This window comes from Pseudonocardia alaniniphila, assembly GCF_022524485.1.
In the GTDB taxonomy this organism is placed as follows: Bacteria; Actinomycetota; Actinomycetes; order Mycobacteriales; family Pseudonocardiaceae; genus Pseudonocardia; species Pseudonocardia alaniniphila.
The window spans coordinates 46,872-72,642 of record NZ_JAKXMK010000019.1 but is presented as its reverse complement, the minus strand read 5'-3'; the positions used below and the strand labels follow the sequence as shown (position 1 = coordinate 72,642).

Below are 25,771 nucleotides of genomic sequence, written 5' to 3'. Positions count from 1 at the left end.
ACGTGCTTCGCCCGCTCGGCGTGCAGGATGAGCGCGTGCAACTCGATCGGCTCGACGAGGACCTCATCGCGCTGCTCGTGGACGACGCGCGCCGCAGCTACGCCGACCTCGGCGCGAGCGTCGGACTCTCGGCATCAGCGGTGAAGCGGCGGGTCGACCGCCTGCGGGCAGGTGGGGCGATCACCGGGTTCACCGTGCGGCTCGACCCGGGTGCGCTGGGCTGGTCGGTGGAGGGCTACGTGGAGCTCTACTGCCGCATCAGCACCGCACCCGCCACCATCCGCTCCGCCGTCGCCAAGTTCCCCGAGGTGGTGGACGCCAGCACCGTCTCGGGCGACGCCGATGCCGTGCTGCGCATCCTCGCCGCCGACATGCGCCACTTCGAGCAGGTGCTCGAACAGATCGGTGCCCAGCCCTTCGTGGCGCGTACCCGCTCGGTGCTCGTGCTCTCGCCCCTGCTCCGCCGCCCGGCAGCGCCACTCCCGCACTGAGCCCGATCCGGACTGCCGGACGAGCGGCGTACAGCGGTTCGAGTGCTGCGCAAAGAACGTGCGTCAGCTGCGATCAACGAGCAACGTTTCCCCATGTACGGGCAACGCTTCGCAATTGTCCGGCGTCCGTGCCGTTCCTAGCCTGATGAGCGTCCCGGTCCCGACGCCGCGGCCACCCCCGTACACCTCGTGGAGCGAGCCCGTGACCAGCGTCCTGCCCCGCCCGAGCGAACCCGCCGAGCGCACCGCCACCCGCCGCCACTACCTCATGTGCGCGCCGGTGCACTTCGCCGTCGAGTACGCGATCAACCCGTGGATGAACCAAGGCGTCCCGGTCGACCGCGACCTGGCGATGGCCCAGTGGGACGCCTTGCGTCGCACCTACCTCGACCTCGGCCACCGGGTCGACCTGCTCGATCCCGTCCCGGGCCTGCCCGACATGGTCTACGCGGCCAACGGCGCCACCGTCGTCGGCGGTGTCGTGCTCGGCGCACGGTTTCGCCACCGCGAGCGGGCCGCGGAGGCCGTTGCGCATCGCGAGTGGTTCCGGGCCGCCGGCTTCACGCGGGTCGTCGAGCCGGAGTTCGTGAACGAGGGGGAGGGCGATCTGCTCGTGCTGGGCGGCCGGGCCGGCGCCGTGGTGTTCGCCGGCACCGGGTTCCGCACCGACCCGCGAGCCCATGCCGAGGCCGCAGCCGTGCTGGGCAGGCCCGTGGTGTCGCTCGAGCTGGTCGATCCCTGCTACTACCACCTCGACACGGCGATGGCGGTGCTCGACGAGGACACGATCGCCTGGCTCCCGGAGGCGTTCACCCCGGAGTCCCAGGCTGTGCTGCGCGAGCGGTTCCCCGGTGCGCTCGTCGCCGACCCGGCCGACGCCGCGGTGCTCGGGCTCAACGCCGTGAGCGACGGCCGGCACGTCGTCCTGCCCGCGGAGGCGACCCGGCTCGCCGCCGAGCTCGCCGCGCGCGGGTTCGTCCCTGTCCCGGTCGAGATGTCCGAGCTGCTCAAGGGCGGCGGCGGACCCAAGTGCTGCACGCTGGAGGTACGGCCATGACGATCATCGAGGACGGCACGGCGACCGGCGCCGCGGGCGGGAACGCCACCGCACACCACGAGCTCCTCATGGAGGAGCACTCGGCACACAACTACCACCCCCTGCCGGTGGTGGTCGCGCACGCCGAAGGCGCCTGGGTCACCGACGTGGAGGGCCGCCGGTATCTCGACTGCCTGGCCGGCTACTCCGCATTGAACTTCGGCCACCGCCACCCCGCGCTGATCGCAGCGGCCCATGCCCAGCTCGACCGCGTGACCCTCACCAGCCGCGCGTTCGGCAGCGACCAGATCGGCCCGTTCTGCGCGGAGCTCGCCGCGCTCGTCGGCAAGCAGCTCGTCCTGCCGATGAACACCGGCGCCGAGGCGGTCGAGAGCGGGCTCAAGGTCGCGCGCAAGTGGGGCTACGAGGTGAAGGGCGTACCTCCCGGACGCGCGCGCATCGTCGTCGCGGACGGCGGCTTCCACGGGCGCACCATCAGCATCGTCAGCTTCTCCACCGACCCGGACGCCCGCGGCGGGTTCGGGCCGTTCACTCCCGGCTTCGACATCGTCCCCTACGGCGATCCGGACGCGCTGAGCGCCGCGATCACACCCGACACGGTCGCGGTGCTGATCGAGCCCGTGCAGGGCGAGGCGGGCGTGGGCGTCCCACCTGCCGGATATCTGGCGGCGGTCCGCGAGATCTGCGACGAGACGGGCGTGCTGTTCATCGCCGACGAGGTGCAGTCCGGCCTCGGGCGCACCGGGCACGTGCTGGCCACCCGCGGCGCGGGAACCGACGCCGACGTCTACCTGCTCGGCAAGGCCCTCGGCGGCGGGATCGTGCCCCTGTCGGCCGTGGTCGCGGACTACGCGGTGCTCGGGGTGCTGCGGCCGGGGCAGCACGGCAGCACGTTCGGAGGCAACCCCCTCGCGTGTGCGGTCGGCCGGGCCGTGATCGAGCTGCTGACCGACACCGGTCCGGAGGGGATGCTCGCCAGGGCGGCCCGCCTGGGCGATGTGCTGCAGGGGCGGCTGGCGGGGCTCGTGGGCGACGGCGTGGTCGCCGTGCGCGGGTGCGGTCTCTGGGCCGGTGTCGACGTCGACCCGCGGCTGGGGAGCGGGCGGGACGTCGGCGAGGCACTCCTCCGGCGTGGCGTGCTGGTCAAGGACACACACGGTTCCACGATCCGGCTCTCGCCGCCGCTGGTGATCACCGAGGACGAAGTGGCGTTCGCGGTCGACGCGCTGGCCGGTGCGCTGGCTGAGCTGCGCTGAGTCCGTCCCGACCGCCGCCACCACAGGCGTGATCTTCTCGCCGAACCGGCGGTAGGAGACGACACGGGCAAGCCGGGCGCCGGACGTGAGTCCCGTCCGGCGCCCCGGTGCGCCGTTAAGATCAGCAAGCGTGGGTCGGCACGCTCGGGGAAGGCGGCCGGCCCCCTGGCGTGCCGACGAGCTTCCCGGACGGCGCCGGTCCCCGGCGTGGCCAGTGCGCCGGTGCCGCGGACGAGGAGAAGCCTGGTGAGATTGACGTTGACGGGGTACTTGTCGCTGGACGGTGTCTCGCAGAGCCCTGGGTCTCCCGACGAGGACAGCAGCGACGGGTTCACACGCGGCGGCTGGCTCATGCCCTACCTGGACGAGGATTTCTTCCAGGTGGCCGGGTCGTGGTTCGACGAGGCGGATGCGTGCTTGTTCGGCGCTCGTACCTACGCCGGCTTCTCGAGCTTCTGGCCGCTCTCCGATCCGGACGACCCGTTCGCCGGCAAGATGAACAGCATGCCCAAGTACGTGGCATCCCAGAGTCTGCGCCGGGCCGATTGGGCGCGCACGACGATCCTGTCCGGAGATGTATTGGCGCAGGTCGCCGAGCTCAAGCGGCAGCCTGGCCGGGAGCTCCAGATCCACGGCAGCGCGCGGCTTGCCCAGTCGCTGCTGAGTGCCGGGCTGATCGACGTGATCCGGTTGATGATCGCCCCCCTCGTGGTGGGCTCCGGCAGGCGGCTGTTCCCGGACGGCGCGGCGCGCACCGGCCTGCGACTCGTCAGCAACGGCACCACGGCGGCAGGTCTCACCGTGCACACGTACGAATCGGCGGAGCTGCCCGACTACGGCACGTACCGAACCGAGTAGTAGGCGCATCCACGGTCTCCGGCCGGCCACGGCTGGAAGAAGCGCTCAACGGGACCGCGGCGTCGCCGAGCGGCACGCGCGGATGGAATCACGGTCGGAGCCGGTTGCGGAACGGCCGTCCGTCGTCGCCCGCGTCGACGAGCAGTTCCGGTCGGAGCATGCCGAACATTACGGTCAGTAACATCTCGCACGTGAACTCCGCCGACTCCTGCGGCCGGTTGACGCTTCGGATCAATGCCATGTTGACGATCAGCCCGCTCACTTCGACGGCGCTCGGGAATGGTCGCAGCTCTCCGGTTCCCTGCCCGTGCTCGATGAGCATCTGAATAGGGACGGGGACGGGTGCCAGGATTCGGGGATCGATCTCGTCGGCGGGGTCGGCGGGCCCGGCGACCCTGATCGTGTACTCCTGCACGGCCGACCAGAAGGACGCGGTGAGCGACCGGAACCGGAAGGTGATCAGTGTCAGGCTGCTGACCTGGTCACACAGGGCGTCGACCATGGATCGGGCCGTCGCGACGTCCTGCTGCGCCTGCGTCAGGAGGGGCAGGACGACCGGCCGGAAGATGTGTCCGACGAGCGCATGCTTTGTCGGAAAATGGTTATACGCGGTGGCCGCACTCACACCCGCGGCGGCAGCGATGTCTTCCATCCTCGCGTTCGCCCAGCCGTGTGAGGCGAACGCCGTGTCGGCGGCATCGAGTAACGCTCGGCGTGTTCGATCACGCTTCGTTTGTGCCGCTCGGGCGCGCGGATCGCGCGGATGGGGTTGATCGGTCGCAGGCATTGACCGGAGAGTAACTAACCGTCCGTCGAACTTCTCTTGACTCCAACTTGGGGTGTCACCCAAACTGCGTACTTGAAGGTAGAACGACTTCGATCACCTTGCTGGGCACGGCAGGTGTGCGAAGGCACGAGGCGACATCGGACGTCGGCCCTGCCGTCGGGGGATCGCAGGTATCTGTCGGCTGTCCGGTTTCTCCTGAGTACGACGGCACGACCCGCCACCACGCCCAACGGAGGGCAGGCGGCAGACGCGTCACACCGGTGAGGCGCCGGTGCAGGGAGGGGACCCAGCATGTTGTCTGTTGAGCGCCACGTCGTTGCAATCACAGGTGAAACCCGATGAGCGCCCTCGCAGTGGCGGTCGACACGGGGGGATCATCCGGCCTGGTCCCGGCCCAGCGCGGGCCGGCAGAGCCGTATCGCGCCGTCCGACTACGGGCGGCAACGGAAAGCTCCACACAGGACGCACAGGAGGAGGCAGCCGAGCCGGCACTGCTGGACCTCCTGGTCGCAGAGGCCGTGGCAGGAGAGCCGCGGGCGAAGGACAGGCTGCTCACGGCCATCCATCCGCTCGTGCTGCGCTACTGCCGCGGACGGCTCGGCCGCCAGGAGACCGTCATCGGCTCGGCCGACGACATCGCCCAGGAGGTCTGCCTGGCCGTCGTCAACGCGCTGCCCGGCTACACGATCAGGGGGCTGTCGTTCCGGGCGTTCGTCTACGGAATCGCAGCGCACAAGGTGACCGACGCGTTCCGGGCCATCAGCCGCAACCGCTCGGAGCCCATGGCCGACCTGCCGGACGTTCCGGCCGTGCACGACGGCCCGGAGCAGCACCTGCTCGCAGCCGAGCTCACCGAGCGTCTCGTCGGGCTGCTGTGCCACCTCACCCCGCGCCAGCGCGAGGTACTGGTGCTGCGCATTGCGGTCGGGATGAGCGCCGAGGAGACGGCCCACGCCGTCGGCTCGACGCCGGGGGCCGTGCGGGTCACCCAGCACCGCGCACTCAACCGCCTGCGCCGGATCCTGGCCGGCTTCTTCGTGGAGGACGGTGAGGAGGAACCGGACGAGGAGTGAGCCGTGGGAGATGCCGGGCCTCCAGCTCGTCCGTGACGGCCGGGGAGTAACCTGTCCGCGATCAACTTCGGGTCGGACGGGTATGGGGAGGCGTCGTGTCAGCAGGCCAGATCGCGGCACTGATCGCGGCTGGGGCCTTCGTGGTGCTCGTCCTGCTGCTGGCCGTTCCGTTGCTGAAGCTGTCCCGCACGCTCGACGAGGCCACGATCGCGATCCGCAAGGCCCACGAGGGCAGCGCGCCGCTGCTGGACAACGCGCAGACCACGCTGCACCAGGTCAACACGCAGCTCGAGCGCGTCGACGGCATCACCTCCAGCGCGCGCACGGTCACGAGCAACATCTCCGTGCTCACGTCGCTGTTCACCGCCACGCTGGGCGGTCCGCTCGTCCGCGCCGCCGCGTTCTCCTACGGCCTGAACAAGGCCGTCAAGGCGCGGCGGGCGGGCCGCGATGCCGGTGCCCACTCGCGGCGCGGCCGCCTCGGCCGCCGGAGGGGACGCCGGTGAGCAGGCTGTTCTGGCTCGGGCTCGGGATCGCCGCGGGCGCGTACGTCACTCGGCGGGCCAGCGCCGCGGCCCACAGCCTCACCCCCGCCGGGGTCGGGGCCAACATCGCCGACGGCCTGCGCGAGGTCGGTGCCGGCCTCGGCGCGTTCGGCGCGGAGGTGCGGGCCGGGATGGTCGCACGCGAGCAGGAGCTCACCGACCTCGTGGAACGCCGCACCGGTGGTGGCCTGCCGACGATGAGGGAAGCCATCTACGAGCCGTATCCTGTGGTGCGGCCGGGCGCGCGAGCGCGCAGGGCAGGGGAGTAGCGGCGCCGCTGCGCCCTCCCCTGCCGATCCGCGTCCCCGCCCCTGAGGGAGACTGGAGACGGCCTCCCTCGTCGTACCCACCAGGAAGCACCGCCGTGCAGACCCACGAGATCACCCGTCGCTTCATCGACCACTTCGTCGCCGCCGGGCACACCAAGGTGTCCAGCGCGTCGTTGATCCTCGACGACCCCAACCTGCTGTTCGTCAACGCAGGCATGGTGCAGTTCAAGCCGTACTTCCTCGGCGAGGTGCCGCCGCCCTACGCGCGCGCCACCTCCATCCAGAAGTGCGTGCGCACCGGCGACATCGACGAGGTCGGGCGCACCACCCGGCACAACACGTTCTTCCAGATGGCCGGCAACTTCTCGTTCGGCGACTACTTCAAGGCCGGCGCGATCGAGCACGCCTGGAACCTGATCACCAGCAGCCAGGACGCCGGAGGCTACGGCTTCGACCCCGACCGCATCTGGGTCACCGTGTACCGCGACGACGACGAGGCCATCGAGCTCTGGCGGAAGATCGCCGGGCTGCCGTTGGAGCGCATCCAGCGTCGTGACGGCAAGGACAACTACTGGGACATGGGCGTGCCCGGCCCGGGCGGTCCGTCGTCCGAGATCTACTACGACCGGGGGCCCGAGCACGGCCGCGAGGGCGGGCCCGAGGCCGACGAGGACCGGTACCTGGAGATCTGGAACCTCGTCTTCATGCAGGACGTCCGCGGCGAGCTCAGCCCGAAGGACGGGCATCCGCCCATCGGAGCGCTGCCGCACAAGAACATCGACACGGGCATGGGAGTCGAGCGGGTCGCGTACCTGCTCCAGGGCGTCGACAACGTCTACGAGACCGACCTCGTGCGCCCTGTCATCACCCGCGCCGAGGAGTTCTCCGGCCGTCGCTACGGCGTCGACGCCACCGACGATGTCCGGTTCCGCGTGATCGCCGACCACGCGCGGTCCGGCGTGATGATCATCGGCGACGGGGTCACGCCCTCCAACGAGGGCCGTGGCTACGTGCTGCGCCGGCTGCTGCGGCGCATCGTGCGCTCGTCGCGGCTGCTGGGGGTGAACGAGCCGGTGCTCCGGTCGTTCGCCGAGGTCGTGCGCGACGAGATGGCGCCGACCTACCCGGAGCTCGTCAGCGGCTTCGAGCGGATCTCCGCGGTCGTCGAGGCCGAGGAGGAGGCGTTCCTCGCCACGCTCAGCGCGGGCTCGCGCATCTTCGACACCGCCGTGGCGGAGACCAAGCGCAGCGGCGGGCTCGTGCTGCCAGGGGACCGGGCGTTCCAGCTGCACGACACCTACGGATTCCCGATCGACCTCACCCTCGAGATGGCGTCCGAGGCGGGCCTCGAGGTCGACCAGGACCGTTTCCGCACGCTGATGAACGAGCAGCGCTCCCGGGCCAAGGCAGACGCCGCCACGCGCAAGGTCGGCCACGGCGACGGATCCATCTACCGCACTGTGCTCGACACCCACGGCGTCACCGAGTTCCTCGGGTACACCGAGCTCAGCGCCGAGGCCACGATCGTCGGCCTGCTCGTCGACGGCGTGCCGGTGGCCGCCGCGCGGGAGGGCGAGCACGTGGAGGTCGTGCTCGACCGCACCCCGTTCTACGCCGAGGCGGGCGGTCAGCAGGCCGACACCGGTGAGCTGCGCGGGGCGTCGTTCACCGTCCGCGTCGATGACGTGCAGTCGCCGGTCGCCGGGCTGCGGGTGCACCGCGGCGTCGTCGTCGCCGGTGAGGTGTCGCTCGACGCCGCCGTCGTGGCCGAGGTCGACCGGTCGCGGCGTGCGTCGGTGTCGCGGGCGCACACCGCCACACACCTCGTGCACGCCGGTGTTCGTGGCGCGCTGGGCACCGCCGCCGCACAGGCCGGCTCGCTCAACGCCCCTGGCAGGTTGCGGTTCGACTTCACCTCGCCCACCGGCGCCGTCCAACCGGCCGCGCTCGCCGAGATCGAGGACGAGGTCAACACGGTCCTGCAGCAGAACCGTGAGGTCGAGGCCTACGAGACCACGATGGACGAGGCCAAGCGCCTCGGCGCGATGATGCTCTTCGGTGAGAAGTACGGCGACCGCGTCCGGGTGGTCGACATGGGTGACTACTCGCGCGAGCTCTGCGGTGGCACCCACGTCGGGCGCACCGGTGAGATCGGCATGATCAAGGTGCTGTCGGAGGCCTCGATCGGTTCCGGCGTGCGACGCGTGGAGGCGCTCGTCGGGCTCGACGCGTTCCGCCATCTGTCGAAGGAGCACCTGCTCGTCTCCACGCTGGCCGACCAGCTGAAGGCGCGCCCCGAGGAGCTCCCGGAGCGGATCAACGGCCTGATCGAGCGGCTGCGCACGGCCGAGCGCGACCTCGAGAAGGTGCGTGCCGACGCTGTGCTGGCCTCGGCCGGGGCCCTCGCCGCAGGCGCCGAGGACATCGACGGGGTCTCGCTCGTCGCGGTGGCTGCACCCGACGGGGTGGCCGGCAACGACCTCCGTGCGCTGGCCTCCGATGTCCGGGGCCGGCTCGGTTCCCAGCCGGGAGTCGTCGCACTCTTCTCCGGCGACGGCGAGAAGGTCTCGTTCGTGGTAGCCACCACGGCTGCCGCCCGCGACCGCGGCCTGGCTGCGGGCGCGCTGATCCCCACGTTCGCTGCGGCCGTCGGTGGCCGGGGCGGCGGCAAGGCGGACCTGGCGCAGGGCGGTGGCACCGACCCGGCCGGTATTCCGGACGCCGTGCGGGCTCTGCGCTCGGCCCTGCGCAACTGACCGGCGGACCCCGGACGTGACGGTGGCGGTGTGAGGGGACGGCGGCTCGGCATCGACGTCGGAGCGGTGCGTGTGGGGGTTGCTCTGTCCGATCCGGACGGAGTGCTGGCCACGCCGCTCGTCACCGTCCCGCGCGACGTCGCGGGCGGCAGCGACCTGACGGCGATCGCCGGGCTGGTCGCCGACCACGAGGTCGTCGGCATCGTCCTGGGGTTGCCACGCACGCTGGCCGGGCGGGAGGGGCCTGCTGCCGAAGCGGCGCGCGACTTCGCTGCCGGGCTGGCGTCGGTCGTGGATGTGCCGGTCGAGCTGTCCGACGAGAGGCTCACCACGGTCGTCGCCACCCAGCAGCTGCGTGAGCGTGGTGTGAAGGGCCGTAAGCAGCGCGCGGTGGTCGACCAGGCCGCTGCCGTGGCGATTCTGCAGGGCTGGCTGGACGCCGCGCGCCGTCGCTGACCCGGCTCTGCAGGTTCCTCGGAGCCATCGATACTGTCGGAACCGTGACCTCGGACGGTTGGGACCAGCGAGTACCGCCTCACCACAGTGGTGCAGCGGACGACTCGGTGGCAACCGGACCCATCGGCGTGTACCCGGGCCCGCAGGACGAGCCGCCGCCGCCCCCACGGGGGCGGCAGCGGGCCGCCACCCGCCGACGGCGCCGCAGCGGCGGCGTCCTGCTGCTCGCGGTGCTCCTGCTGCTCGGCGCCATCGCGGGCGGCGGCTACTACGTGTTCTCGTCGCTGTTCTCCACGCCCGACTTCGACGGTGACGGCTCCGGTTCGGTCATCGCGCAGGTGAAACCGGGCGACTCGACCACCCAGATCGGCAGCACCCTGACCCAGCGCGGGGTGGTCGCGAGCGTCCAGGCGTTCAACGAGGCCGCGGCGGAGGACAGCCGGATCCGGTCGGTCCAGCCGGGCTACTACCAGATGCGGTCTCGGATGTCGGGGGCGTCAGCCGTGTCGCTGCTGCTCGACCCGGTATCGCGGGTGGGCCAGCTGGAGATCCGGGGAGGGGTGCAGCTCGATGACACGCGCGCGCCCGACGGCACGGTCGCCCCTGGCGTGCTCAGCCTGATCTCGAAGGCCAGCTGCTACACAGTGGACGGCACGCAGCAGTGCGCCTCGGTCGACGCGCTGCGCGCAGCGATGGTCGACACCGACCCAGCTGCGCTCGGCGTTCCGGCGTGGGCGCTCGAAGGCGTCGAGAAGGCCGACCCTGTCCGTCGGCTGGAAGGCCTGCTGATGCCGGGCATCTACAGCGTCGAGCCCGGCGCCTCGGCCGTGGACGTGCTGCGCAGCCTGCTCGCCGCCTCGGACACGCGCCTCGAGGCCTCCGGCCTGGTGTCGGGCGCGCAAGCCATCGGATCCACCCCGTACGACGTGCTGACCATCGCCTCGCTCGTGGAGAAGGAGGCCATCACCCCCGACATGCCCAGGGTGGCCCGGGTGATCTACAACCGGCTCGGAGCCGGTCAGCGCCTCGAGCTCGACTCGATGGTGAACTACCCGCTCGACCTGCAGGCCCTGCGCACCACCCCCGAGGACAGGGCGCGCCCCGGCCCCTACAACAGCTACGTCGTGGCCGGCCTCCCGCCCACCCCGATCGCCGCGCCCGGCGCAGAAGCGATCAAGGCGGCCCTGGAGCCGACCCCAGGGCCCTGGCACTTCTTCGTCCGCTGCCAGAAGGACGGCACCTCGTGTTTCGCTGCGACCTTCGCCGAGCACGCGGCCAACGTGGCGGAGGCACGCGCCAACGGCGCGTTCTGACGCCGGGCGTCATGCTGGTGGGCGGCCGAAGAACCCCGGCGGGGGGAGCGGCGACGGGGTAGCCGCGCGGTCGGAGGGCGGGCAGGCGTCCGCAGCGAACCGCCGGACGTCATCGCCCGCGAGCACTGTGGCGGGGAACGGGTCGCCCGCCGCTCGTCGCACCAGTCCGTCCACGGGGAGCTCGGCCGCGCTGCCGATGAGCACGAGGTTGCCGAACCGCCGCCCGTGGAGCACGTCCGGCGAGGCGAGTACCGCCACGTCGGTGAAGCGCGCGACGGCGGCGGCCACCTGGCTCCGCGCGAACCGCAGATCCCCGCCGTCGGCGACGTTGGCCGCGTACACGCCGTCGGGCGCGAGCGCGGCCGCCGCCGACTCGAGGAACTGTGTGGACGTCAGGTGGGCCGGGGTGCGGGCGCCGGCGAAGACGTCGAGCACGAGCAAATCGACCGAGCCGGGCACGGCCCGGGTGAGCATGGCCCGCGCGTCGCCGACGACCACGTCGATCCCGAGCCCGTCGGCCGGCAGCCGGGAGGACACGAGGTCCACGAGCGCCGCGTCGACCTCGATGACCTGTTGCGTGGACCGCGGCCTCGTGGTGGCGACGTAGCGAGCCAGGGTCCATGCCCCGCCGCCGAGGTGCAGCACCCGCTGCGGCACCGCCTGCGGCGCCATCAGGTCGACGACGTGGCCCAGGCGGCGTACGTACTCGAACTCCAGATGTGTCGGATCGTCGAGGTCGACGTGCGACTGCGCGGTGCCGTCGAGGAGCAGCGTCCACCCCTGTGGCCGATCGGGGTCGCCCAGTAGTTGGGCGTAGCCATGGTCGACCTCGGCGTCCACTACCGCGCGCGCCACGCGCTCCCTTCGTTCCGGCCGCCCGCTCACCCCTCGATCCTGCTCCCTCGGCCCGTCAGCCGGTGGGCCGGGCCCAGCCGTAGACGTGGTCGAGCCGCAACGTGAGCATCACCCGGCCGTCGGCCACCATGGCCGCGCGGTACTCGTCCCAGTTGGGGTGCTCGCCGCGCAGATCGCGGTAGTAGCCCACGAGGGCCTCGACCGTGTCGTCGTGGGGTTCGGTGGCCACGGGGCTGAGCGCCGCAATGCCCTCACCGACGACGTAGCCGCCGTAGTCGGCCCGGCTGACGTGGTAGGTGGCGCGAGGGTCGCGGCGGAGGTTGCGCGTCTTCGCGCGGCCGTCGGTGATGGAGATGCGCAGCGTCCTCGATTCGAGGTCGAACGCGTGGGTGACGACGGACGACTGCGGCCGGCCATCCCGCTTCAGGGTGATGAGGATGCCGTTGGGCTGCTGGGTGAACAGCTCGAGCAGGGCGGGGTCAATGGTCGTGCTCGCCGACATGCTTCTCCTCGGATCTGCGGACGTGACCACCGGATCATGCCAACGTTCCCGGATCCGGTGGTCGCGCTCGGAGCGTGGTTGTCCACCTCGTAGGTCAGTCATCCACAGATCCGAGCGGGCGGTGGTGGGCGTCCCCGGCGACCCCGACGATCACGGTGTGGCGAATGACGAGCGGTGCGGCAGCGGTGGGGCCGGCCGGCCGCTGGTGCCGGGTGTGAGACGGCGCTTGCGGCGGTGGCGGGGTTCTGGGCACCGGCCGCGTCCGGTTCGGTCCTGGTCGGTGCTGGGGCGTTCTGAAGGCGGCGGTTCGAGCTGGGCTACGGGGGAGCGAGGGGCCGGCGGGTGGCGGTGCGGAGGTGCTGTGGGCGGTCGTTCGACGTGAGCGTTGTCAGGAATCGCAGGCTCGGTCCCGGCCCGGCGGGTGTCAGGGCAAGGCCGGCTCGGTGCGTGGCGGTGCTGGGGCGGTCGTGGGCCCAGGTTCGGGTCCTGGGGATGGAGGGCCGGTCCGGTGTGTGCAGCGGTGCGTGAGGGTGCCGGGGCGGTGAGCCGGCTGTCGGCCGGTGCGTCGGTGGCCGGCCTGGCGGCGGTGGCGGCCGTGGTGTTCCGGGCGCTCGACGTGACAACCGTGGGGGCTGTGGGGATCTGTGCCGGGGTTGCCGGTGCAGCGGCCGGCGGTGTCGCGCGACGTCTCCTGGGGTGGCTGCGGCGCGGCGCACGGATTCCGCCGCCATGGTGCGAGATCGCGGTGGGCGTGCTGTGGGCGGCGGTCGCCACGGCCTGGGCGGGCGGGGTGGTCCCGGCGGCGTGGGTGCCCGTGCTCCTCGCGCTCGCGTGGTTCGGCGTCGCGGCCGGTGCGGTCGACCTGGCGCACCGCAGACTGCCCGACGCGCTGACGCTTCCGGCGCTCCCCGCAGCCTTGCTGCTCCTGCTTCCGTTGGGCCCCACAGCGGTCCTGCACGGGCTCGCGGGTGCCGCCGTGGCCGTAGGGGCGCACGGTGCCGTCCATCTCGCGGTCCCGCGCGCGATGGGCGCTGGTGACGTGAAGCTCGCAGCCCCACTCGGCGCCGTGCTGGCGGCCGCCGGATGGCCCGCGCTGGTTCTGGCGGCGCTCCTGGCCGCGGCGCTCACCGCGGTACTGGGCATCGCCGGCATCTCCACCCGCAGGCTCGGGCGTCGAGCGGCGCTGCCGCACGGACCGTCGATGCTCGCGGCCACCTGGCTGGTCACCTCGTGGCTGGCGGCCGTGGGTGCGGCAACGGCTGCCGATGCAGGGGGGTGAGAGAATCGGCAGCGTGTTGCGTTGGATCACCGCAGGGGAGTCTCACGGTCCCGCGCTGGTCGCCGTGCTCGAGGGCATGGTCGCCGGCGTCGAGGTCACCACCAAGGAGCTGGCCGCCGAGCTGGCCCGCCGCCGCCTGGGTTATGGCCGGGGCGCGCGGATGAAGTTCGAGGCCGACGAGTTGGAGGTGATCGGCGGTCTGCGCCACGGGGTCACCCAGGGCGGCCCGGTCGCGGTGCGGATCGGCAACACCGAGTGGCCAAAGTGGGAGACGGTGATGGCAGCCGACCCCGTCGACCCCGAGCTGATCGCGGGCCGGGCCCGCAACGCGCCGCTCACCCGGCCGCGCCCGGGCCACGCAGATCTGGCCGGAATGATCAAGTACGGCTTCGATGACGCCCGTCCCGTACTCGAGCGCGCCAGCGCCCGGGAGACGGCTTCGCGGGTGGTGCTGGGCACCGTGGCCAAGGCGTTCCTCGATCAGGCGTTGGGCGTCGCCATCGTCTCCCACGTCGTCGCTCTCGGGGCCGCTGAGGCGCCCGACGACGAGCAGCCCGGTCCCGACGACCTGGAGCGCGTGGACGCCAGCCCGGTCCGCGCGTACTCGGAGGCCGCCACCGCGGCGATGGTGGCCGAGGTCGACGCCGCACAGCGCGACGGCGACACTCTCGGCGGCGTGGTGGAGGTCATCGCCTACGGCCTGCCCGTCGGACTGGGCTCGTACGCGCAGTCCGACCGCAGGCTCGACGCCAGGCTCGCTGGTGCGCTCATGGGCATCCAGGCGATGAAGGGCGTCGAGATCGGCGACGGGTTCCGCACCGCTCGCCGCCGGGGCAGTGCGGCGCACGACGAGATGATCCCCGGCGACCCGGTGAAGCGGCTGTCGAACCGGGCCGGAGGCATCGAGGGCGGCATGTCCAACGGCGAGCCCGTCCGGGTGCGGGTGGCGATGAAGCCGATCTCCACGGTGCCCCGTGCCCTGCAGACGGTGGATATCGCGACCGGAGAGCCCGCTGAGGCCATCCACCAGCGCTCCGACGTGTGCGCGGTGCCCGCGGCGGGCGTGGTGGCCGAGGCGATGGTCGCCCTGGTGCTGGCCGACGCGGCGCTGGAGAAGTTCGGCGGCGACTCGCTCGCCGAGACCCGCCGCAACCTCCGTGCCTACCGGGACGCCGACCACCACTGACCGTTGACGGGCTCGTGAGCTCGGGGCCGGCCGAGTGGTGGCCTGGATCATTGGTCGGGACCGGCAACCGCGCCATGTGCGGCTGGCGGCCCCCACTGATGATCGTGATCGGCGCTGGCCCTGGATTGGGCCCCGCGGTGGTGGGCGTGGGCGGGTCGGTTCCTGTCCGCAGTGTGAAGCGTCCGGGCTTGATCATCAGCTGTGGACCGGGCGTGGCGCGATATGTGACCGGCGGTCCCGAATTGATGATCTTGATTGTCCGGCAGCGCGGAATTGCACCCGCCGGTTGTGGTGGTGTCCGACCGCCGGCGATCGGGTGGCCGGATCCCACCTCGGCCCGAATACCGGGCTTGATCATTAGTTGGGGACAGGCAACAGCGCTATGGGCGGCGGCGAGTCCCGAATCGATGATCTTCGCCCGGGGTTGGCCGAGTGTCCGTCCTTGATCGCCGGTTGTGGTCCGGCGACCGGGTCAGAACGGTTGCGCGTCCCCGATCAGCGATCGTGGATGTGTGCGCACCCGCTGCTGTGGCCCCCACACCGCGACGCTGCTGTTCGGCCCTGAGAACCGGGCCGGGACCATGACCGTGCCGAAGCGGCCGCAGGTCGCGCCGCGACCGCTCGGCCGCTCCATGTCGTGATTTCACCCGATCCGGTGATCATCAGGTCGGCCGGCGCCGCAGGAGACCGCACTCCGGACGGGACCTCGATCAGCTCGCCGGGGACCTACCGCGCCTGGTCCTCCGGCGGCGGCGTCCGTCCGCCGCCCCTGCCCTCGAAGAACTGTGGGCGCCGGTGCAGCCGCCCGCGCCGGGTGGCGGAGTGGAATGCGGCAGCCACGTCGGAGCCGGAGGGTGGGGTGCTGGGCTCCGGCTGGGGGTCCTCCCGGGGAGCTGCCTCCGGGGCAGGTGCCTGTGTGGCGAACGCGGCGAAGGGCGTGCCTGCCTCGTTGTTTCCCGGGTTGCGCAGCTGCGGCTCCAGGTGGGCCTGCCGACGCCGTCGGGGGAGGGGGAGCTGCTCGCGCGCCGGTGGTGGCGGGTCATCTCCCGTACGCAGCACGGGAGGTTTGTCCTGGTGATGGCTCAACCGGCGGTCCACCGGCCGCCGTGCTCCGCCGCCGGATGCTCCCCGACCGCCCTGTCCGCCCCCGACGTCGTTCATCCAGCACTCCGATCGCGCAACCCCACGTGCCGTTTCCGCACAATCCGGCAAAGCCGCAGAGATCGCAGGTATTCGCCGCAGTGATCGCAGGGTATCTGGCCCCCATGGTCGTTCTACCAAGGGCCTCCATGAACATCCGCGGCAGTCACTACCCTGAGGCCGGTGAGTCTCGAAACACGTCCCACGATGGTCATCGTCGGTCCGCCGGGCGCGGGCAAGACCACCGTCGGCCGGGTGCTTGCGCGACGGCTCGTTGTGGAGTTCACCGACGTCGACGCGCTCATCGTCGAGCGGGCAGGGAAGCCGATCGCCGACATCTTCCTGCAGGACGGGGAGGACGCGTTCCGCGCGATGGAGCACGAGGTCGTCATCGAGGCTCTGGCCGGCACCGACGGCGTGCTCGCGCTGGGCGGTGGCTCTGTGCTCGCGGCGGCCACCCGCGAGAAGCTGCGGGACCACCGGGTCGTCTACCTCACCGTCGGGCTCGCGGACGGGCTGCGCCGCACGGGCATGTCCACCGCGCGCCCGCTGCTGGCCGGGGTCAACCCGCGGGCCACGTTCAAGGCGCTGCTCGACGCGCGTGCCCCGCTCTACCGGGAAGTCGCAACGGTCGAGGTCGAGACCGACCGGCGCAGCGCCAACCAGGTGGCGCGGGCGGTGCTGGTGGCGCTCGGGGAGCTGCCGGCGTCGGCGCCCGAGGAACCGGTCGATCCCGACGATCCGCTGGACCGGCCCACTCCGCACGAGAGCGCCATGCTCCCCGATCCCGGTGTGCTCCCGGGGGCCGGTCGGCAGCCCTGAGCGCGCCCACCCGGTGCGTCCGGGCGGGGGTCCGGCCCTCAGTAGGGTGGCAGCGAACCATCTGCAACGGCAGCTGCGCGAACGTGGCCGGCGAGCGTCAGCGGGGTGGGTACGTGAGCGAGCTTGCGAGTGAACCGTCGGGCGCGGCAGCTCTGCGGACGTGGCCGGCGAGCGTCAGCGAGGAGGTTGGGTGAGCGAGCTTGCGAGTGAACCGTCGGGCGCAGCAGCTCTGCGAACGCGGCCGATGAGCCTCAGCGAGGAGGTTGCGTGATCGAGACCGTACGGATCGAGGTGGCCGGCGAGCGGCCGTATCCGGTGCTCGTGGGCAGGGGTGTGCGGGCCGAGCTGGCGGGCACCGTGGCGGGTCACGGCGCCACCGTCGCGGCGCTCGTCCACCAGCCGGCGCTCGCCGAGCTCGCCGAGCAGTTGCGCGGTGAGCTCGCCGCCGCCGGTGTCGACGCGCACCGCGTGGAGGTGCCCGACGCCGAGGACGGCAAGGCGCTCGCGGTGGCCGGGTTCTGTTGGGAGGTCTGTGCCCGCATCGGTCTCACGCGCGCCGACATGGTCGTGTCCCTCGGCGGTGGGGCGGCCACCGACCTCGCCGGCTTCGTGGCCGCCACCTGGATGCGCGGGGTGCGGGTGATCCACGTGCCCACCACCCTCCTCGCCATGGTCGACGCGGCGGTGGGCGGCAAGACCGGTATCAACACCCCGGCCGGGAAGAACCTCGTCGGCGCGTTCCACGAGCCGTCCGCGGTGCTCGTGGACCTGGCCGTGCTCGACACGCTGCCTCCCTCCGAGCTGGCCGCGGGGAGCGCGGAGATCGTGAAGACCGGGTTCATCGCCGACCCGGTGATCCTGGATCTGTTCGAGGAGGATCCCGTCGCCGCGCTGGACCCTTCCGGAGACGTGCTCCCGCAGCTCGTGCGTCGCTCGATCCAGGTGAAGGCCGACGTCGTGGCTGCGGACCTGCGCGAGTCGCACCTGCGGGAGATCCTCAACTACGGCCACACGCTGGCCCACGCGATCGAGCGGCGCGAGGACTACCGCTGGCGCCACGGGGCGGCGGTGAGCGTCGGGATGGTGTTCGCCGCGGAGCTCTCGCACGCGGCCGGCAGGCTCGACGACGCCACGGTGGCCCGCCACCGCGCGATCCTGGAGTCGATCGGCCTGCCGGTCGCCTACGTCCCCGGAGTGCTGCCCGAGCTGGTGCAGACGATGCGTGGGGACAAGAAGACGCGTGGGGGGAAGCTGCGTTTCGTCGTGCTGGACGGGGTCGCGGCACCCGGCCGCCTGGAGGGGCCGGCACCCGAGCTGCTGGAGAAGGCGTACGCGGCGGTGTCCCAGTGAGCGATGTCCCGGCGAGCGAGCTGCGGTCCGTGCTCGTGCTGAACGGGCCGAACATCGGCCGGCTCGGTACCCGGGAACCCGCCCTGTACGGCGCAACGACGTACGCCGACCTCGTGGCCCTGTGCAAGCGCACGGGCGGCGAGGTCGGCCTGGCCGTCGAGGTCCGGCAGACCGACCACGAGGGAGAGCTGCTCGGCTGGCTGCACGAGGCCGCCGACGCCGCCACCCCCGTGGTGCTCAACGCCGCGGCGTGGACCCACACCTCCGTGGCCGTGCGCGATGCGTGCGCCCAGCTCACGGCCCCGCTGGTGGAGGTGCACATCACCAACGTGCACGCCCGTGAGGAGTTCCGTCACCACTCCTACATCTCGGCGGTGGCGAGCGGAGTGATCGTCGGGCTCGGTGTCGACGGCTATGCACTTGCGCTGCGCTGGATCGCCGGGGCCGAGCAGGCCTGACGGCCCGGCTACCGCACGGGCGCGCCGGGCCCGAGCGGGATACCGATCCACCACCAGGCCAGGAACAGCAGGGTCCACACCACGGTCATCGCGACGGCCAGCGGGAGCGTGTAGGACGCGAGCGTCCCGATACCGGCGTTCTTGCGGTAGCGCTGCAGGAAACCGAGCGCCATGAGGAAGTAGGGGCTCATCGGCGTGATCGCGGTGGATCCCGAGTCGGCGATCCGGAACAGCGCCTGGGTGGTCTCCGGCGGGACGGCCACGAGCATCAACATCGGGACGATCACCGGAGCCGACACGGCCCACATGGCCGAGCCGCTGGTGACCATGATGTTGACCAGCGTCAGAAGGACGAGGATCAGCAGGAACACGACCACGATGGGCGCGCCGCTGGCCTGCAGTGCCTCGGCAGCCTCCACCGCGATGACGTCGCCGATGTGGCTCCAGTCGAAGTAGGCGAGGAACTGGGCGATCGCGAAGAAGAGGACCAGCACCGGGGCCATCTGCTTGATGCCCTGCAGCATCAGGTTCGGGACGTCGCTCGCTTTGGTGATCGAGCCGGATCGCCGGCCGTACACGATGCCGACCAGGCCGAACAGCAACGCCACCACGGCGGCGATCCCGTCGAGCAGCGGGGAGTCCACGATGCTGCCGCCGTCGCCGCGCAGTGGTGAGGAGACAGGCACCATCACGAGCGCCAGCACGATGAGCGCGGCCAGCAGGGCGGCCAGCGCCCGGCGCACGCCGGAACGTTCCGCGGCGCTGAGGCTGAGCGACCCGATGTCCTCCAGGTCGGCGTCGGGGTCGGCGTCGAGGTCCGGCCTGCGGCTGAGCACGAACTTCGTCACCAGCGTGATCACCACGGCGAGCACGAGTGAGGAGGCGATGTTGAAGAACCAGTTGCTGAGCGGGGAGACGTACGCGTCGGGATCGACGATCCGGGCCGCCGCGGTGGTGATGCCGGCGAAGATCGCGTCGTTCGGGGTCGGGACGGGGCTCGCGTCGTACCCGGAGGCGATGGCGGTGTAGGCGACGACGATGCCGAGGATCGGGGAGCGGCCCACGGCACGGAAGGCGAGGCCCCCGAGCGGCACCAGGATGATGTACGCGGCCGCGGAGGCGACGTGGGCCACCGTGCCGGCGAAGGCGACGGCGAAGACCACCCACGACGCCGACACCCGCGAGACGCTCACCCGCATCAGCGCCGCCAGGAAGCCGCTGCGCTCGGCCACCGCCACGCCCATGATCACCACGACGATGGTGGCCATCGGGGGGAACGACGCGAAGTTGTCGACCATCGTGGAGACGGCCATGGCCAGACCGTCACCGCTCAGAAGGTTCCGAACGGTGACGGTCTCCCCGTCGCTCGGCGACACCACCGACACGCCGATACCGGCGAGCACGGCGCTGGCGACCGCGAGGATCCCGGACAGGATCCAGAACAGCCAGAACGGGTGGGGCAGGGCGTTGCCGACCCGCTCGATCCCGCCCATCGCGCGGATGATCAGTGGTAACCGGGGCTCTGCAACCTTCACAAGCGTTGCGGGGGCGCCGGAGTCCTCGGGGACTCGGGTGGTCATGGCGTCTCCTCGATCGATCACCGTCGGCGATGGGCGGGGTCGTGCGAGCGGGGTCAGCTCGCGGGCAGCCGGAACCGGCTGAAGAACTGCCAGATCAGTTCGTGCGCCTCGATGGTCTGGGTCGTGACGCCACCGCCGCTGTGGACGTCAGCGCCCGGCCAGGTGTGCCCGCCACCCTTGACGGCGACGTGGCGGACCTCCGCCCCGCCCTTGCAGCCCGTCCAGCGCGACTCCGTGACATCCGCCCCGAGGGACTTCTCGACGGGCTTGGCGTTGCACCCGTCGCGCTTGGCCCAGGCCGCGACCCAGTCCGTGATCGCCGGAAGGTCCCGGTCGGCGTCGCCGCCGTACGGGATGGTCGCGTCGGCGGTGCCGTGGAACTCGATCACCGGCACCGGGCGGGACGGATGGCAGTAGTTGCCGGTCTGTCCGTAGAAGGCACCCGCGACCGGAGCGATCGCGGCGAACCGGTCGGCCATGCGGCAGGCGAGGATCCCGGTGAACCCGGAACCGTTGGACTTCCCGGTGGCGTAGACCCGCTGCTTGTCGACGCACAGCGTCTTCTCGAGCGAGTCCAGCAGGTCCCCGGTGAACGCCACGTCGTCCACTCCGGCCGCGGCGTAGGGCGCGCCTTCCCACGCCTGACGGTCTCCGCCCCCGGTGCCCACCACGCCGTTGGGGTAGGCGACAACGGCTGGGAGTGTCGAGAGCTTGGAGAACTCCTCGGTGCCCGCACCGGTGTTGCCGCGACCGTGGAACGCGATGATCAGCGGCCACGAACTCTTCGCGCTGTAGTCCTTCGGCAGATGCAGCTGGTAGGTCCGGTCGCGCCCGCCGCTGTGGATCGTGTGCAGGACGCTGGTGCCGGGCTTCTGGTCCGGCGACGACCGGCACCCGGCGGCGTCACTCATCGCTGGTCGGGGTGGCGGCGACGCCATTGCGGGCGGGGCGAGAAAGCTCCCCATGAGGGCGAGCCCCGCCAGGGTGGCCCCCAGCACTCCGACGATACGAGTTGTCCTGCTTCCCATCGTTGCCTCCTTCGATCTCGGTGATCAGCCACTCCTCGACGAAGGCGACGATCCGGCGCACGACGGCGTCGACGATCGCTGCCCCGTCATCGGAGGTGGCCCGCCGCGGATCGCCCAGCACGCCGTTCGCGCTGAGCAGGTCGTAGCGGGCGGTCAGGGTGGGAGCGCCGCCACGCAGCGCCAGGCGGGGGAGCGGACCGAGGCCGGCGCGGGAATGGGCGCCCGCGACGAGTCGGTCCGTGTGCACCAGGTGGGGAGCCAGGAAGAGCATCTGGGCTGTCTCTGCCTCGCCGCTGTGCCCGTGCACCTCGCTGATCTGCATCCCCGCGATGACGTCGGAGGCGAGCGCTGTGATGGGAGTCCAGGCGAACTGCAGGTCGGGATGGGTGGTGAGCAGGTCCTGGGCGACGGTGGTGAGGGTGGCGTTGTTGCCGCCGTGCCCGGTGACCACGAGCACCTTCCGCCAGCCGTGGCGGTACAGGCTGTCGGCGTACTCGCGTACCAGCGCGGCGAATGTCGTGGTGGTGAGGGTGACCGTGCCGGAGAAGCGGGCGTGGTGGGGGGAGACGCCGACGGGAAGCGGTGGCCCGATCACGGCCCGCCCGCCCAGCTCGGCGACCACGTTCTCGACCACCGCCTCGGCCCGGATCTGGTCGGTGGCGAGCGGCATCCCGGGCCCGTGCTGCTCGAAGGCCCCGGCGGGGATGATCACGACAGGGCTCGTGGTCACCGCATCGGCCGCTTCCGCGGTGGTCATGTCGCCCAGCCGCATCGGTCGGCTCACTCGCCCGACCGGGGGAGATCGGTGGCCGCGATGACGTCCCGGATCGCCATCAGGTGCTCGCGCGTGATGCGCTCCGCGGCCTCCTCGTCGCCGCTCCGGACGGCGTCGAGGATCTGGACGTGCTCGGCGTGGTCGCGCTCCCGGTCGTCGTACCGGTGGCGGATCTCGATCTGGTCCAGCGCCCGGACGTGCATCAGCGCTTCGAGCGTCTCGCGCAGCAGCGCGTTGCCGCTCGCGGTGGCGAGCGCGACGTGGAAGTGCACGGCGGGACGCACGTCGCGCACCGGGGGCTGCAGCGCGTTCGTGACAGCCGCCTCCAGCTGCCGCATGCCCTCCTCGGCACGCGTGCGTGCGGCGGCCGCGGCGATAGCGGGCTCCAGCACGAGGCGCGCTTCGACGAGCTCGAGCACGGTCTCCCGGTCGATGCGCGGTCCGTGCGGGTTGGCCAGCAGCCTGCGGTGGATGCCCGGGCCCACGTAGGTGCCCGAGCCGTGCCGGAACTGCACGACGTCGGTGGCTTCGAGCCGGCGCAGCGCCTCGCGGAGCGTCGGCGTGGTGACGTCGAGGCGGCGCGCGAGATCGCGCGAGGGAGCGAGCGCGTCGCCGGGGCCGAGGCGCTCTTCCCGGATGATCTCGACGATGTCGTCGGATAGTTGCTCGGACAGGGTCCGCTCGGCGCGAGGCATTAAGTGACTAAATCACTTAGCCGCTTCATGGTCAAGATGGCGAGCGGATCAGGCCGTGTGACGCCCGTCGGAGCGGGGCCGGTACTCCGACGATCAGTAGCGGTGGTCGTGGACGTGCGGCGGATGCACCTCGTCGCGCGTGATCACCGGGCGGCTCTGCCGGGCGATGAGCAGGCTGGCCACGAGTCCGACCACGCCGACGACGGCGAGGATCCAGCCGATGAGCTGGAGGTCGAGGCCCCCGAGATCGACCCGGACGGCGAGGGCCAGGATCAGTCCGATCGCGATCAGGCCGATGCTCGTTCCGATTCTCATGGTCACCTCGTACCCCGTGATCGCCGCACGGACACATCGGCGGACGAGCGCGGCGGTGGTCGTAAAGTGCGGGGATGTCCTCCTCGTCGCGTCGCGCCGCCCTGCGCGAGCTGCTCCCTGCTGCCGGCGTCGACGCACTGCTCCTGACCGACCTCGTGAACATCCGCTATCTCACCGGTTTCACCGGGTCCAATGCGGCGCTGCTCGTGCACGGGGACGGCGACTCCCACAGCCGCCTGTGCACCGACGGCCGTTACCGGGTGCAGGCCGCGGCGGAGGTACCCGACCTGGAGACCGTGATCGACCGGCCCTGTGCCCTCGCGCTCGTCGCATGGTGTCGTGAGTGGGGCGTGGACCGGCTGGGGTTCGAGTCCGACTCGGTCACCGTCGACGGCCACGCGGCGCTGGTCGAGGCGGGCGGCGGCCTGGAGCTGCACCGAGCGCCCGGGCTCGTGCAGCGTCTGCGCACGGTCAAGGACGACGGGGAGATCGCCACGCTGCGGGCGGCCTGCGCCGCAGCTGACGCAGCCCTGGCCGACCTGATGGCCGCGGGCGGACTGCGGCCGGGCCGCACCGAACGGGAGGTCGCGCTCGACCTGGAGAGTCGCATGCGCGACCACGGAGCCACCGGTCCGGCCTTCGAGACGATCGTGGCGGCGGGCGTCCACTCCGCGGTGCCCCACCACAGCCCCACGGACACGCAGCTGCGAGCCGGCGACCTGGTGACGCTGGACTTCGGGGCGCTCGTCGACGGCTATCACTCGGACATGACCCGCACCGTCGTGCTCGGCCCCGCCGCCGCCTGGCAGCGGGAGATGTACGAACTCGTCGCGGCGGCGCAGGCCGCCGGTCGCGCGGCGCTCGCCCCGGGCACCGCGACGTCCGATGTGGACGAGGCTGCGCGGAGCGTGGTGGACGCGGCGGGGCGGGGTGCCGAGTTCGTGCACGGCCTCGGCCACGGTGTGGGATTGCAGATCCACGAGGCGCCGGCACTGGCGAGGACCGGCACCGGCGCGCTGGCAGCCGGGATGGTGCTGACCGTCGAGCCCGGTGTGTACGTCGAGGGGCGAGGCGGGGTGCGGATCGAGGACACCCTCGTCGTCCGCGACGGAGAGCCGGACCTGCTCACCCGCACCAGCAAGGAACTGTTGGAGCTCTAGCGGTAGGCTTGTCGCGGACGACGGCGCGATCAGGCGCCGCTCACTCAGCACACCCGGCGCGTTTACGGCAGTCCCGCACTGCGGAACCCTCGAGCCGACCGACGCCCCCGTAGAGACGCAGGAGAATCCCGCACGTGGCCACCACGAACGACCTGAAGAACGGCTTGGTGCTCAACCTGGACGGCCAGCTGTGGTCGGTCACGGCGTTCCAGCACGTGAAGCCGGGCAAGGGCGGCGCCTTCGTGCGCACCACCCTGAAGAACGTGCTCACCGGGAAGGTCGTCGACAAGACCTTCAACGCCGGCACGAAGGTGGACACCGCCACCGTCGACCGGCGGGACATGACCTTCCTCTACCGCGACGGCGCCGACTTCGTCTTCATGGACGGCGACACCTTCGACCAGATCCCGATCCCCGAGGGCACCGTGGGCGACGCGGCGAACTACCTGCTGGAGAACCAGTCGGCGATGGTGGCGCTGCACGAGGGCGTCGCGCTGTACGTCGAGCTGCCTGCGTCGGTCGAGCTCGTGATCTCCCACACCGACCCTGGTCTGCAGGGTGACCGCTCCACGGGCGGCACCAAGCCCGCCACCGTGGAGACGGGCGCCGAGATCCAGGTGCCGCTGTTCGTCACCACCGGCGAGAAGGTCAAGGTGGACACCCGCGACGGGCGCTACCTCGGCCGCGTATCAAGCTGATGATCCGGGCGCGGACGAGGGCTCGTAAGCGGGCGCTCGACATCCTCTTCGAGTCGGAGGCGCGCGGCGACGACCCGCTCGCGGTGCTCACCCAGCGGCGGGAGACCGACGACGCGCCCCCCGTCTCCGACTACGCCGCGATGCTCGTGGAGGGCGTCGTGGAGCACCGGGATCGCATCGACCAGTTGCTGGCCGAGCACGCCGAGGGCTGGACGGTGGAGCGGATGCCCGCCGTCGACCGCACGCTGCTGCGCATCGGGGTGTTCGAGCTGCTGTGGGTGGACGAGATCGACGACCCGGTGGCGATCACGGAGGCCGTCGAGCTGGCTCGCACGCTGTCCACCGACGACAGCCCGCGATACCTGAACGGCGTGCTGGGGCGTATCGCCGACATCGCAGAGCACCTGCGCGCCACTCGCTGACCAGCGGCAGCGGACGAGCGCGCGGGGCCTTAACCGGCGCAGCACACAGTTGCGCCGGTGCGCATGCGCCCGGAGCCGCAACGACCGCAGCCCATCGGCGCCCGCGCGCCGATGGGCAGGGGGCGGGTTATGCGGTGGGACGGGCCTCGGGTGGGAGCACGCCCCACTCGATGAGCTGATCGGTGAGCTCGCCCGGCGTCATGTCGTAGATGATCGACAGCGACCGAAGGTCCTCGGCGCGGATCGAGAGCACCTTGCCGTTGTAGTCGCCGCGCTGGCTCTGGATGGCGGCGGCGTAGCGTGCCAGCGGCCCGACCTTGTCGGCAGGCAGCTGCTGCAACCGCTCCAGGTTGATGACGATCTTCGTGGCCGGCTCGGAACCGGAGGGAACACGACCCTCAGGAAGCAGCTCGGCGACGGGCACGCCGTAGAAGTCGGCCAGTTCGGCCAGCTTCTGCACGGTGACCGCGCGGTCACCGCGCTCGTAGGAGCCCACCACGACCGCCTTCCAGCGGCCACCGGACTTCTGCTCGACGCCGTGGAGCGACAACCCCTGCTGCTGCCGGATGGCCCGGAGCTTGCCGCCGAGCGCCTTGGCGTAGTCGCCCATCTGGCGACCTCCTCACTTGCTGGTTCATCGGCCGC

General features: G+C 71.6%; 28 protein-coding genes. 18 read left to right on the top strand and 10 right to left on the bottom strand.

Translation table 11 applies throughout. The features are described 5' to 3' along the window. Positions 1 to 35: 35 nt before the first annotated feature. The 4 genes from MMF94_RS21785 to MMF94_RS21770 all read left to right on the top strand — a co-directional run bounded on the left by MMF94_RS21785 (position 36) and on the right by MMF94_RS21770 (position 3,662). Positions 36 to 491, top strand: coding sequence for an Lrp/AsnC family transcriptional regulator (locus tag MMF94_RS21785; RefSeq protein WP_241038977.1), 456 nt, complete (start codon positions 36 to 38; stop codon positions 489 to 491). Positions 492 to 759: 268 nt separating this feature from the next. Further along, a complete protein-coding gene (gene ddaH, locus MMF94_RS21780; protein WP_241039140.1) occupies positions 760 to 1,548 on the top strand; it encodes a dimethylargininase in 789 nt (262 codons plus the stop codon). Then, positions 1,545 to 2,804 (top strand): ornithine--oxo-acid transaminase, encoded by a 1,260-nt coding sequence (gene rocD, locus MMF94_RS21775; protein ID WP_379660584.1) that lies wholly within the window; start codon positions 1,545 to 1,547, stop codon positions 2,802 to 2,804. The genes ddaH and rocD overlap by 4 nt, the downstream gene beginning before the upstream one ends. A gap of 246 nt (positions 2,805 to 3,050) precedes the next feature. Continuing rightward, the gene (locus tag MMF94_RS21770; RefSeq protein ID WP_241038976.1) at positions 3,051 to 3,662 is read left to right on the top strand and encodes a dihydrofolate reductase family protein; all 612 of its coding nucleotides are present in this window, start codon (positions 3,051 to 3,053) and stop codon (positions 3,660 to 3,662) included. An 88-nt stretch (positions 3,663 to 3,750) separates the two neighbouring features. Here MMF94_RS21770 and MMF94_RS21765 read toward each other — a convergent pair whose 3' ends face one another. Beyond that, complete coding sequence (locus MMF94_RS21765) at positions 3,751 to 4,512, bottom strand: TetR/AcrR family transcriptional regulator (RefSeq protein ID WP_241038975.1); 762 nt, start codon at positions 4,510 to 4,512, stop codon at positions 3,751 to 3,753. Positions 4,513 to 4,787: 275 nt separating this feature from the next. Between MMF94_RS21765 and shbA the strand changes: the two genes are divergently transcribed. From shbA to MMF94_RS21735, 6 genes are all read left to right on the top strand, one after another. Beyond that, positions 4,788 to 5,522: an RNA polymerase sigma factor ShbA gene (gene shbA, locus MMF94_RS21760; RefSeq protein ID WP_241038974.1), complete on the top strand. Its 735-nt coding sequence runs from the start codon at positions 4,788 to 4,790 to the stop codon at positions 5,520 to 5,522. A gap of 95 nt (positions 5,523 to 5,617) precedes the next feature. Continuing rightward, positions 5,618 to 6,028 carry a DUF948 domain-containing protein gene (locus MMF94_RS21755; protein WP_241038973.1) on the top strand — a complete coding sequence of 137 codons (411 nt, stop codon included), beginning with the start codon at positions 5,618 to 5,620 and terminating at the stop codon, positions 6,026 to 6,028. Then, a complete protein-coding gene (locus MMF94_RS21750; RefSeq protein WP_241038972.1) occupies positions 6,025 to 6,336 on the top strand; it encodes a hypothetical protein in 312 nt (103 codons plus the stop codon). Before MMF94_RS21755 ends, MMF94_RS21750 begins: the two co-directional genes overlap by 4 nt. Before the next feature lie 95 nt (positions 6,337 to 6,431). Continuing rightward, complete coding sequence (alaS, locus tag MMF94_RS21745) at positions 6,432 to 9,092, top strand: alanine--tRNA ligase (RefSeq protein WP_241038971.1); 2,661 nt, start codon at positions 6,432 to 6,434, stop codon at positions 9,090 to 9,092. A 30-nt stretch (positions 9,093 to 9,122) separates the two neighbouring features. Then, entirely contained in the window at positions 9,123 to 9,548 is a 426-nt protein-coding gene (gene ruvX / locus MMF94_RS21740) for a Holliday junction resolvase RuvX (RefSeq protein WP_241038970.1), read from the top strand. 107 nt (positions 9,549 to 9,655) lie between these two features. Continuing rightward, positions 9,656 to 10,861: an endolytic transglycosylase MltG gene (locus tag MMF94_RS21735; protein WP_241038969.1), complete on the top strand. Its 1,206-nt coding sequence runs from the start codon at positions 9,656 to 9,658 to the stop codon at positions 10,859 to 10,861. A gap of 9 nt (positions 10,862 to 10,870) precedes the next feature. Here MMF94_RS21735 and MMF94_RS21730 read toward each other — a convergent pair whose 3' ends face one another. Together MMF94_RS21730 and MMF94_RS21725 are read right to left on the bottom strand one after the other, a co-directional pair. Continuing rightward, a complete protein-coding gene (locus tag MMF94_RS21730; protein ID WP_241038968.1) occupies positions 10,871 to 11,716 on the bottom strand; it encodes a spermidine synthase in 846 nt (281 codons plus the stop codon). Between the two features lie 55 nt (positions 11,717 to 11,771). Then, the gene (locus MMF94_RS21725) at positions 11,772 to 12,218 is read right to left on the bottom strand and encodes a PPOX class F420-dependent oxidoreductase (protein WP_241038967.1); all 447 of its coding nucleotides are present in this window, start codon (positions 12,216 to 12,218) and stop codon (positions 11,772 to 11,774) included. Positions 12,219 to 12,759: 541 nt separating this feature from the next. Here MMF94_RS21725 and MMF94_RS21720 point away from each other — a divergent pair. Both MMF94_RS21720 and aroC read left to right on the top strand, forming a co-directional pair. Beyond that, positions 12,760 to 13,497 (top strand): prepilin peptidase, encoded by a 738-nt coding sequence (locus MMF94_RS21720; RefSeq protein ID WP_241038966.1) that lies wholly within the window; start codon positions 12,760 to 12,762, stop codon positions 13,495 to 13,497. 13 nt (positions 13,498 to 13,510) lie between these two features. After that, complete coding sequence (gene aroC, locus MMF94_RS21715; RefSeq protein WP_241038965.1) at positions 13,511 to 14,683, top strand: chorismate synthase; 1,173 nt, start codon at positions 13,511 to 13,513, stop codon at positions 14,681 to 14,683. A 726-nt stretch (positions 14,684 to 15,409) separates the two neighbouring features. Here aroC and MMF94_RS21710 read toward each other — a convergent pair. Next, positions 15,410 to 15,742: a hypothetical protein gene (locus MMF94_RS21710; protein WP_241038964.1), complete on the bottom strand. Its 333-nt coding sequence runs from the start codon at positions 15,740 to 15,742 to the stop codon at positions 15,410 to 15,412. Between the two features lie 264 nt (positions 15,743 to 16,006). On the opposite strand from MMF94_RS21710, the gene MMF94_RS21705 reads away from it, so the two are divergent. From MMF94_RS21705 to aroQ, 3 genes are all read left to right on the top strand, one after another. After that, positions 16,007 to 16,645 (top strand): shikimate kinase, encoded by a 639-nt coding sequence (locus MMF94_RS21705; RefSeq protein WP_338104296.1) that lies wholly within the window; start codon positions 16,007 to 16,009, stop codon positions 16,643 to 16,645. 267 nt (positions 16,646 to 16,912) lie between these two features. Then, entirely contained in the window at positions 16,913 to 17,995 is a 1,083-nt protein-coding gene (aroB, locus tag MMF94_RS21700) for a 3-dehydroquinate synthase (protein ID WP_241038963.1), read from the top strand. Continuing rightward, the gene (gene aroQ, locus MMF94_RS21695) at positions 17,992 to 18,453 is read left to right on the top strand and encodes a type II 3-dehydroquinate dehydratase (protein ID WP_241038962.1); all 462 of its coding nucleotides are present in this window, start codon (positions 17,992 to 17,994) and stop codon (positions 18,451 to 18,453) included. Before aroB ends, aroQ begins: the two co-directional genes overlap by 4 nt. 8 nt (positions 18,454 to 18,461) lie before the next feature. Here aroQ and MMF94_RS21690 read toward each other — a convergent pair whose 3' ends face one another. From MMF94_RS21690 to MMF94_RS21670, 5 genes are all read right to left on the bottom strand, one after another. Further along, positions 18,462 to 19,946 (bottom strand): AbgT family transporter, encoded by a 1,485-nt coding sequence (locus MMF94_RS21690; protein WP_379660598.1) that lies wholly within the window; start codon positions 19,944 to 19,946, stop codon positions 18,462 to 18,464. A 140-nt stretch (positions 19,947 to 20,086) separates the two neighbouring features. Continuing rightward, on the bottom strand, positions 20,087 to 20,944 hold the full coding sequence (locus MMF94_RS21685) for a CE1 family esterase (RefSeq protein WP_241038960.1): 858 nt from the start codon (positions 20,942 to 20,944) through the stop codon (positions 20,087 to 20,089). Next, positions 20,937 to 21,845 (bottom strand): creatininase family protein, encoded by a 909-nt coding sequence (locus tag MMF94_RS21680; RefSeq protein WP_241038959.1) that lies wholly within the window; start codon positions 21,843 to 21,845, stop codon positions 20,937 to 20,939. The genes MMF94_RS21685 and MMF94_RS21680 overlap by 8 nt, the downstream gene beginning before the upstream one ends. Beyond that, positions 21,842 to 22,531 carry a FadR/GntR family transcriptional regulator gene (locus tag MMF94_RS21675; protein WP_241038958.1) on the bottom strand — a complete coding sequence of 230 codons (690 nt, stop codon included), beginning with the start codon at positions 22,529 to 22,531 and terminating at the stop codon, positions 21,842 to 21,844. Before MMF94_RS21675 ends, MMF94_RS21680 begins: the two co-directional genes overlap by 4 nt. Positions 22,532 to 22,624: 93 nt before the next feature. Then, on the bottom strand, positions 22,625 to 22,846 hold the full coding sequence (locus MMF94_RS21670) for a DUF6458 family protein (RefSeq protein WP_241038957.1): 222 nt from the start codon (positions 22,844 to 22,846) through the stop codon (positions 22,625 to 22,627). Positions 22,847 to 22,920: 74 nt separating this feature from the next. Between MMF94_RS21670 and MMF94_RS21665 the strand changes: the two genes are divergently transcribed. The 3 genes from MMF94_RS21665 (at position 22,921) to nusB (ending at position 25,126) form a co-directional block, all read left to right on the top strand. Beyond that, positions 22,921 to 24,006, top strand: coding sequence for a M24 family metallopeptidase (locus tag MMF94_RS21665; protein WP_241038956.1), 1,086 nt, complete (start codon positions 22,921 to 22,923; stop codon positions 24,004 to 24,006). Between the two features lie 134 nt (positions 24,007 to 24,140). Continuing rightward, positions 24,141 to 24,704, top strand: a complete 564-nt coding sequence (efp, locus tag MMF94_RS21660; protein WP_241038955.1) for an elongation factor P — start codon at positions 24,141 to 24,143, stop codon at positions 24,702 to 24,704. A 2-nt stretch (positions 24,705 to 24,706) separates the two neighbouring features. Further along, entirely contained in the window at positions 24,707 to 25,126 is a 420-nt protein-coding gene (gene nusB, locus MMF94_RS21655; protein ID WP_241039138.1) for a transcription antitermination factor NusB, read from the top strand. A gap of 127 nt (positions 25,127 to 25,253) precedes the next feature. On the opposite strand, the gene bldD is transcribed toward nusB, so the two are convergent. Next, positions 25,254 to 25,736, bottom strand: a complete 483-nt coding sequence (bldD, locus tag MMF94_RS21650) for a transcriptional regulator BldD (protein WP_169397551.1) — start codon at positions 25,734 to 25,736, stop codon at positions 25,254 to 25,256. Between the last annotated feature and the right edge of the window lie 35 nt (positions 25,737 to 25,771).

Excerpts from the sequence above, each read along its gene's own strand:
- rocD (WP_379660584.1), top strand. The coding sequence starts at position 1,545 with ATGACGATCATCGAGGACGGCACGGCGACCGGCGCCGCGGGCGGGAAC.
- MMF94_RS21690 (WP_379660598.1), bottom strand. The coding sequence starts at position 19,946 with ATGGGCGGGATCGAGCGGGTCGGCAACGCCCTGCCCCACCCGTTCTGG.
- MMF94_RS21675 (WP_241038958.1), bottom strand. The coding sequence starts at position 22,531 with ATGCCTCGCGCCGAGCGGACCCTGTCCGAGCAACTATCCGACGACATC.
- ddaH (WP_241039140.1), top strand. The coding sequence starts at position 760 with ATGTGCGCGCCGGTGCACTTCGCCGTCGAGTACGCGATCAACCCGTGG.
- MMF94_RS21685 (WP_241038960.1), bottom strand. The coding sequence starts at position 20,944 with ATGAGTGACGCCGCCGGGTGCCGGTCGTCGCCGGACCAGAAGCCCGGC.
- MMF94_RS21670 (WP_241038957.1), bottom strand. The coding sequence starts at position 22,846 with ATGAGAATCGGAACGAGCATCGGCCTGATCGCGATCGGACTGATCCTG.
- shbA (WP_241038974.1), top strand. The coding sequence starts at position 4,788 with ATGAGCGCCCTCGCAGTGGCGGTCGACACGGGGGGATCATCCGGCCTG.
- MMF94_RS21665 (WP_241038956.1), top strand. The coding sequence starts at position 22,921 with ATGTCCTCCTCGTCGCGTCGCGCCGCCCTGCGCGAGCTGCTCCCTGCT.
- bldD (WP_169397551.1), bottom strand. The coding sequence starts at position 25,736 with ATGGGCGACTACGCCAAGGCGCTCGGCGGCAAGCTCCGGGCCATCCGG.
- MMF94_RS21725 (WP_241038967.1), bottom strand. The coding sequence starts at position 12,218 with ATGTCGGCGAGCACGACCATTGACCCCGCCCTGCTCGAGCTGTTCACC.